The following is a 7,429-nucleotide window of genomic DNA, read 5'->3' as shown; positions in this document are numbered from 1 at the left end:
CCGCCCGTCCCGCCCGCATCGCCGCCGCACGGCCCGCAGCACGCGCGCGTCGCCGTGCTCGCCGCGGCGCGTGCGGACGTCATGAGTGCCTTCGGAGGCATGCGCCATGACCTTGCGATGGGAAGCATTCATCGAGCACGTGCAGGAACGCGGCGAGTACGCCACCCGGGAGGAGGCCGACCGCTCGGCCCGGGTGGTCCTCGCCCTGCTGGGCGCCCACCTCGTCGGCGAGGACCGCGCCCAGGTGGCGGCCCGCCTGCCCGAGACGTACGCGCTGATCCTCCTCAACCCGCTACGGGCGGCCGAGCCGCTCGACCCGCAGCGGTTCGTCCGTGCGACCGCCGCATGGATAGACGGAGCGACGGAGGCCACCGCCGCCTGGGACGTCAGTGCCGTGCTCAGCGTCGTCGCCGACGCCCTCGACGACGCCCTCCTCCAGCGCGTCCTGCTCCAGCTCCCGCCCGGGTACGACGTGCTGTTCGGCCACCCGCAGGCCACCTGACCCGCTCCCCGCGACACGAAAGGCAGAGACCGTGTTCGACCAGCCCGCTTCCGCAGCCCTCAGGCCGGCCCCGGGCATGACGTACGAGCAGATGCTGGAGGCCGTCCGCTACGAGGGCGCCTACCCCGATCCCGAACGCGCGGCGGAGTCCGTCCAGCGGGTCCTGGCCGCCCTCGGCCGCCGGCTGACCGGCCAGGAACGCGTCGACCTCGCCGCCTGCCTGCCCGTGGAGGCCGCTCGCGCCCTGGTCTCCCAGGTGCCCGAGTTCGACGAACTCACCGGCTGGGGATTCGTCAAGGACCTCGCCACCCGCACCGGCGTCAGCCCGGCCGTCGCCCGCTGGGACACGGGCGCCGTCCTCTCGGTCGTGGCCCGACTGGCGGGCCCCGACCTCCTGGCCCGCATCCTGCGGAGCCTGCCCGGCGGCTACGCCCTGCTGTTCGGCCAGGCCGAACTCCTCGCGAGCCACGCCTCCTGACCGGGGCCGACCCGGCGGGAGCCGGCCCACCGCCCGCGGTTCAGCCGTGCACGTGCAGGCCGAACCCCGTGCGGCCCGCCGGCTCCCGCCCCTCCTTCAGGTGCAGCGAGGGGATCTCGTAGTCGCCGAAGTTCTGCCGCCGGAAGGGGATCGGCTCGGTCGACTCCAGGGTGAGCAGACGTTCCTGCCAGGCCTTGGCCACGTCCGGGTAGCGCTCTGCCGTCATCCGGTCGGTGCCGTGCAGCACGAACGGCGGCAGCACCTCGATGCCGGGGTAGTAGAGGATGCCGTGCTGGATCGGGAAGAGCAGGTCGTCGATCGGGCCGTTGATCCCGCGCGCCGCGTAGTGGGACTCCGGTCCGCCGGTGGTCACCGACAGCAGGGCCTTGCGGCCCGCGAGGGTGCCCTCGCCGAAGCGGTCTCCGTACCGGGTGTCGCTGTGCTCGCCGACGCCGTACGCGAAGTGGAAGGTGAACACCCGGTCCACCCAGCCCTTGAGGATCGCAGGCATCGAGTACCACCACAGGGGGAACTGGAAGATGATCGTGTCCGCCCACAGCAGCTTCTCCTGCTCGGCCCGCACGTCCGGACCGAGCGTGCCGGCGTCGAAGGCACGGCCCGAGTCGCGGGCGACGCTCAGCGGGTTCGAGGCGTGGGGGCCGTAGTCGGCGCCGTCCACGACCGCCTTCCAGTTCATGGCGTACAGATCGCTCACCACCACCTCGTGCCCGGCGGACTCCAGCGTGGAGACCGCGAGGTCCTTCAGCGAGCCGTTGAGGGACTTCGGCTCGGGGTGGGCGTAGACGATCAATGTCTTCATGGGAACTGCTCCTCGGGAGGGGACGGCCTATGACGGCCGTCGATCGCCTCCGATCCTGGCCGCCACCGCGCACGGTGTTCAGGGACGGCACTTCCGTCGGACCGCCCTTCCGTCGGACGACCCTTCCGTCGGAGGGCCCTTCCGTCGGACCGGACTTCCTGGTACCGGCAGGACCACCCTCGCCGGCCCGGCCGCGGCCGTACGGGGGCGATACTGAGGCCATGGACGATCTTGCTGGCTTCCTGCGGACCCGGCGCGCGCGGGTCGACCCGTCGTCCGCCGGCATCCCCGTCGACAGCCGTCGCCGGGTCGAGGGCCTGCGCCGTGAAGAGGTCGCGCACCTGTCGGGCGTCAGCGTCGACTACTACGTGCGCCTGGAGCAGGGCCGCGCGACGCAGCCCTCCGAGCAGGTCCTCGACGCGCTGGCCCGGGTCCTCGGCCTCGACGAGACCGAACGCGGGCACCTCGACCGGCTCGCCCGGCAGCGCCACCGGCGCGCGAAGGCGCCGGGCGGCCGGGTCCGGCCGGAACTGCTGCGCGTCCTGCACCTGGTCACCGACGCCCCCGCTCTGATCATGGACCACCGCATGGACGTACTGGCCGCGAACCGCCTCGCCCGGCTCCTCTACGGCCGACCGGTTCCCGGCCTGAACACCGCCCGGCACATCTTCCTGGAGGAGACCGAGCGCGGCCTCTACGCGAACTGGGACACCTGCACCCTGGATGTGGTCGGGCACCTGCGCCTGGCCGCCGGCAAGTACCCCGAGGACCCGCGCCTGGCCTCCCTCGTCGGCGAACTGGCCATGGGCAGCGAGCGCTTCCGCCGGCTGTGGGCCCGCGCGGACGTCCGGGCCCGCACCCACGGACCCAAGGCGTACCGGCACCCGCTGGTCGGACTCCTCGAACTCCACCACGAGAACTTCGCCCTGCCGGACGACTCCGGTAGGGAACTCCTCGTCCTCTCCGCGGCCCCCGGCAGCCCCACCGAGGACGGCCTCCGCCTGCTCGCCACCCTGGACACCGACCACGGCGCAGCACATCCCGCGAATGACGCCGGCGCCGCGACCCGCCCGACGGGCGGAGGATAAGGTGGTGGCCATGGGGGACGGGATGACGCGGATGCCGCGGGTGCAGCAGTGCAAGCAGTGCCGTAGGCCGCTCGATGAGCGCCGTCGGGGGCGCCCGAAGCGGTTCTGCAGCCGGTGGCACCGGGTGAGGTACTGGCTGGAGGAACTCGGCGAACTCGTGCTGAGTTAGGGCCGACGTGCGCCGGAAGCGCCGCCACGACCTGGCGGCCCCTGCCCGGTCGGCACCGCATGTGCCGACCGGGCAGGGGCCGGACCCGTGGGATCAGGGGGCGTCGACGAGGGTCCTGCCGTCGGTGGGTACGGCCGCGGCGAGGCCGTTGGCGTAGGCGGACTGGACGCGGGACCGCTCGGTCGTGTCCGGTACGGCGTTGGTGCAGGCCGTCCCGGCGCTGGATCCGGACATCAGCTGGGAGCACGGGCCCGGCTTGGTGTCCGGGAGGCCGAGGCTGTGGCCGAGTTCGTGCGCGGCGATGCGCGTCTTGTCGTAGCCCTGGCTCACGGCCTGTGCGCCGAGTTCGACGCGTACCTGCCGCCCCGGGCGGACCGGGCCGAGGGTGGCCTGCGGCCAGCCGGTGGTGGCCACGATGACGATCTCGGCCCGGACCCCGGGCGCGGCTTGGACGAGACGTACGTTGCTGACGTTCGCGTTCCAGGTGGCGACCCCGGCCGCGATGGCCGCTTCCCAGCCGGCTGCCCGACTGCTGTCGTAACGGAGCGTCACCACCGCTGCGGTGGCGTCGGGGACGGCCGCCGGTGCGGGGGCCGCGGTCGCGGCGGTCGACGCGGCGAGGACGAGCACGGCGGCGGAGGTGCCTGCTTTCAGCCAGGTACCCAGAGACATGAGCGTGTCCCTTCACATGTGGGGGACCCGGCCCCTCGGCGGAGCCGGGGCACGGGAGGCGCCGCCCCTGCCCGCTGGTGGTCCGGGCGTTCGGACAGGCCGCCCCTCCGAAGCCCTAAGAACGTAGCCCCGCCCCGCGCTCGTACGTCATGCACCTGCCAGCCAATTCCGGCGGGCACTCCGGCCGGTGCCCGCTCAACGGGCGGCACCGGCCGGAGCAGGGGCGGCCCGGGCGGGTCTGCCGGTCAGAACCACCGGCTGAACGCCGTCACGCCCGACCCCGTGGCCGCGGCCAACTCCAGGACGCGCAGGGGGCCGTCGAGCAGTTCGCCCGCGTCGAAGTCCGGCGCGTCCTCCATGCCCGTCATCCACGCGGCGATCCGGGCGACGGCCTCGTCGCGGCGGGCGCCGGGCGGGGCGAGGGCTTCCCGGGCGCCGGGCAGCGCGGCCCGCACCTCGGCGGCGGTCAGCAGGAAGTCCCCGAACCAGCCGGGGAACAGCTCGGACGTGGCCTGCCCCAGCCCGTAGAACAGCGCGGCGACCGGACCGGCTGTGCGCGCGGTCGCCACGTACCGCCCCGGCCCGTCCGTCTTCGGCATGAGCGCCGCGCCGGCGTCCTGGATCTGCCGGACGGTGTCGCCGACGGTGGCGGCTTCGGTCACGAGGTCCGCGAAGCGGTACGCGGCGGGCGTGGGCGCCGGGGCGCCCGCCAGGGAGCCGGAGGGCGCGAAGAACGGCTCCCGCTCCGCGGCGCCGCTGGACCACCAGTCCATCGAGGCCCGGTACGCGGACGAACGGGGCGGTGATTCCAGGGGCAGGTGGGCGAACCGCATCGGAAGCTCCTCGGCCTCCTCGTCGGGGATGACGCCTACCGACCACACCACTGCCGTGGAACCCACTTCTGCGTGCCTTTCCCGTTCACCTTCGCGCCGCGGCCCTGCCGGGCCGCTCGCCTGACGGCCCCTACGGCCGACCCGACTGCCCCGGCTCCCCCGTCCGGGCTCGTGCATCTTCCCATGCCGCGGCCCCCGGCCCCGCCCCCGGGCCGGCCCGGGGACCTCGGGCGGCAGCCGTCGGCCCGGCTCACACCACCAGCCGCAGCGAAGTCCCCGCGATGCCCAGTCGTACGCTCTGCCCCCAGGTCAGCTCCATGGCGTCGCCCTCCATCCCGTCGCCGAAGACGACCATCCGGTCGGACTCCACGGTCAGCCGCAGCCCCTGACCCCGTCCCAGCTCGCCGGCGACCAGCGTCGTCCCGGTCGTCGGGGAGGGCCAGGCCTCGCGTACGAACCACAGCAGGCGCGGGTCGCAGGGCGCGGGCAGGTGCACGGGGCGGCCGCGTTCCAGCCACACGGAGCGCAGCCAGCCGGTGGCGCCGGTGCCGGTCCCCACCAGTACGCCGGAGGACGCCTGGGACTCGGCCGGGCCCTCCTCCGGGCTCTCCTCGTCGCCGGAGCCCAGGCGGTAGCGGGCCGTCTGGTGGCCGGGGGAGCCGAGGTAGATCTCGTTCAGGGCGACCAGGCGCTGGGTGTCGTCGGCGACGGCCTCGACCATGGTGAGTTCCTCGGCGCTTCCCCCGGCGGCGGCCGCCGCGTGCAGCAGGGCGGCCGCGTCGGCGCTGCGGTGCCGGACCAGGACGCCGGGGTTGCGCCCCGGCTCTGCGTCGATGCCCACCACGGGCTGTCCGCTCAGGTACTTCGCGGTGTTGGCGACCAGGCCGTCCTGGCCGACCACGACCACCACGTCCTCCGGGGCGAACAGGAAGCGGTCCAGGTCCGCCCGCTCCACCCGGGCCCTGCGCCAGGTCAGCGGCACCGCCGCCGCCACCTCGCGCAGGGCCTGCCGCGCGCGGCCGTGGCGGCGTGCCACCTCCTCGATCGACCGGCCCCGGCTGGACAGGAAGAACGCGGCCTGGCCGTGCGTGCCGTGCCGGGCGAGCAGTTCCTCGTACTCGGTCCTGCGGTGCACCAGCACCGCCCGCGGGGCCAGGCTCACGCGCCCGTGCCGCCTTCCGTGCGCCCGAGCTTGGCGAGCAGCCCGGTGAGGACGTCGGGCGAGAGCGTGATGCTCTCGATCCGCGGCAGGTTCTCCGCCAGGCGGGTCGCCGCCAGGGCGTGCAGCGTGCCCGGCCCGGCTTCGTCGTGGACCCGCAGCCAGGCCGCCTGGGCCTCGGACCGCGCCGCGCCCGCCGCGCGCTCCGCCTCGGCGTCCGCACGGGCCAGGCGGACCTTGCGGGCGGCCTCGGCCTCCGTCCGTACGCCGTCCGCCGCGGCCTTCTCCTCGGCCTCGCGGCGGGCGTTGATACCGCGCTGCTCGACCAACTGCTCCTCACGCCGGGCCAGTTCGATCTGGCTGGCGAGCTCGTTCTCGGCGATGGCGCGCTCCCGCTCGACGGCGACGGCCCGCCGCTCGTACGTGGCCCGGTCCGCCTCCTGCTGGATCTCCTCGCGGGCCGGGGTGCGCAGGGCGCGCTCCACCTCGGCGTCGGGGCGGATCGCCACGACGCGTACGGCCACCACCTCGATGCCGGTGGCGGGGAGCCTAGGCTCGGCGGCGAGACCGGCGGCGACCCGCTCGCGCACGGCGGCGACACCGTCCACCAGGGCGGCGGCCAGCGGGGTCCGGGCCAGTACGTCGAGGGAGTGCTGCTGGGCGGTCTCGGTGAGCAGGGTGGCGATCTGCTCCAGCGGCGCGGCGCGCCAGCTACCGGTGTCGGGGTCGACGGAGAAGTCGAGCCGGTCCGCGGCCTGGGCCGGGTCACTGATGCGGTAGGTGACGGTGGCCTGCACGGCGACGTCCTGGAAGTCGGACGTCCGGGCATGGAAGGCCATGGCCAACTCCCGGTCGTCCACCGGAACTTCGGACAGCGCCGCCGACAGCGACCGGTACCAGAAGCTGAGCCCCCGCCCGTCGTGGACGAGCCGGCCGCGCCGGTGGTGGCGGATGTGGGCGGTGGGCGTGGAGCGCAGATGGCGCCAGCCGAGGCGCCGGGTGATGTCGGCCATGGCGAACCCCCTCGATTTCGTCAGTGCGACGATAACGAAGGGGCCGCCATATCGTCAAGGGGACGAAAACAGGGCCGCCCGAACACGGCCGCTCCCCCGCCCCGGCAGGACTAGGTGTGATCGACGAACCAGGCCGTGCAGGTGCTGGTGCTGGAGCCCTTGGGCATCATGCAGGCCCGGACCGCGTACGACCTGCCGGACTGTTGCAGGCGGACGGTCGGGGTCTCCACGTAGTTCCACGTGGCGTTCCACCAGGTGGCCTCGAACGGCCCGCACTGCTTCCAACCGCCGTTGGCCTGCACCGTCGACGTGGAGGGGTGCCCGGGGCTGGAGCCCATGGTGAACAGGTTCACGCTCCGGTCGATCCAGACCTTGTCGTACCGGGCCACGTAGCCCTCGATCGCGGCCTTGGCGTACGCATCGGTGGCCTTGGCCGTGTACACCGTGACCTGCCGGTCCCCCGAGGTCGCATGCCCGGAGTCGCCCACCACGTCGTTGTCCGCCAGCCCGTCGCAATCACTGGCCGACATCGCCCCGGGCGCCGGGGCCGCCTCGGCCGACCCCACCAGCCCCGTCGTACACAGGACCACCACCGCGGCCAGAACCGTCCCCCGCGAAACACGCGCCATCCGTCCCCCACCCCATCCCTGCGTCCGGCCTCCTCGCGAGGCACCCGCCGGGAGCCTAGGCGCCAC

General features: G+C 74.1%; 9 protein-coding genes. 3 read left to right on the top strand and 6 right to left on the bottom strand.

Going from position 1 to position 7,429, the window contains the following annotated elements:
- Positions 1–106: 106 nt before the first annotated feature.
- The gene (locus EF918_RS29635) at positions 107–502 is read left to right on the top strand and encodes a DUF2267 domain-containing protein (protein ID WP_125652016.1); all 396 of its coding nucleotides are present in this window, start codon (positions 107–109) and stop codon (positions 500–502) included.
- Between the two features lie 76 nt (positions 503–578).
- A complete protein-coding gene (locus tag EF918_RS29630; protein ID WP_125652015.1) occupies positions 579–980 on the top strand; it encodes a DUF2267 domain-containing protein in 402 nt (133 codons plus the stop codon).
- A 40-nt stretch (positions 981–1,020) separates the two neighbouring features.
- Here EF918_RS29630 and EF918_RS29625 read toward each other — a convergent pair whose 3' ends face one another.
- A complete protein-coding gene (locus tag EF918_RS29625) occupies positions 1,021–1,800 on the bottom strand; it encodes an NAD(P)H-dependent oxidoreductase (RefSeq protein WP_125652014.1) in 780 nt (259 codons plus the stop codon).
- Between the two features lie 221 nt (positions 1,801–2,021).
- Here EF918_RS29625 and EF918_RS29620 point away from each other — a divergent pair, with 221 nt between their 5' ends.
- Positions 2,022–2,888: a helix-turn-helix transcriptional regulator gene (locus EF918_RS29620; RefSeq protein ID WP_125652013.1), complete on the top strand. Its 867-nt coding sequence runs from the start codon at positions 2,022–2,024 to the stop codon at positions 2,886–2,888.
- Between the two features lie 262 nt (positions 2,889–3,150).
- Here the strand turns inward: EF918_RS29620 and EF918_RS29610 are convergent, their stop codons facing one another.
- The 5 genes from EF918_RS29610 to EF918_RS29590 all read right to left on the bottom strand — a co-directional run bounded on the left by EF918_RS29610 (position 3,151) and on the right by EF918_RS29590 (position 7,363).
- Complete coding sequence (locus tag EF918_RS29610) at positions 3,151–3,729, bottom strand: snapalysin family zinc-dependent metalloprotease (protein ID WP_125652011.1); 579 nt, start codon at positions 3,727–3,729, stop codon at positions 3,151–3,153.
- A gap of 245 nt (positions 3,730–3,974) precedes the next feature.
- Positions 3,975–4,628, bottom strand: coding sequence for a hypothetical protein (locus EF918_RS29605; RefSeq protein ID WP_125652010.1), 654 nt, complete (start codon positions 4,626–4,628; stop codon positions 3,975–3,977).
- A 184-nt stretch (positions 4,629–4,812) separates the two neighbouring features.
- Positions 4,813–5,724, bottom strand: coding sequence for a hypothetical protein (locus EF918_RS29600; protein WP_125652009.1), 912 nt, complete (start codon positions 5,722–5,724; stop codon positions 4,813–4,815).
- Complete coding sequence (locus EF918_RS29595) at positions 5,721–6,734, bottom strand: SPFH domain-containing protein (RefSeq protein ID WP_125652008.1); 1,014 nt, start codon at positions 6,732–6,734, stop codon at positions 5,721–5,723. The genes EF918_RS29600 and EF918_RS29595 overlap by 4 nt, the downstream gene beginning before the upstream one ends.
- A 110-nt stretch (positions 6,735–6,844) precedes the next feature.
- The gene (locus tag EF918_RS29590; protein WP_125652007.1) at positions 6,845–7,363 is read right to left on the bottom strand and encodes a hypothetical protein; all 519 of its coding nucleotides are present in this window, start codon (positions 7,361–7,363) and stop codon (positions 6,845–6,847) included.
- Between the last annotated feature and the right edge of the window lie 66 nt (positions 7,364–7,429).

Origin of the sequence: Streptomyces sp. WAC06614 (assembly GCF_003949795.1) — a bacterium.
Taxonomy (GTDB): domain Bacteria; phylum Actinomycetota; class Actinomycetes; order Streptomycetales; family Streptomycetaceae; genus Streptomyces.
Note: the sequence above shows the minus strand (reverse complement) of the source record. Positions and strands in the feature narration are given on the sequence as shown.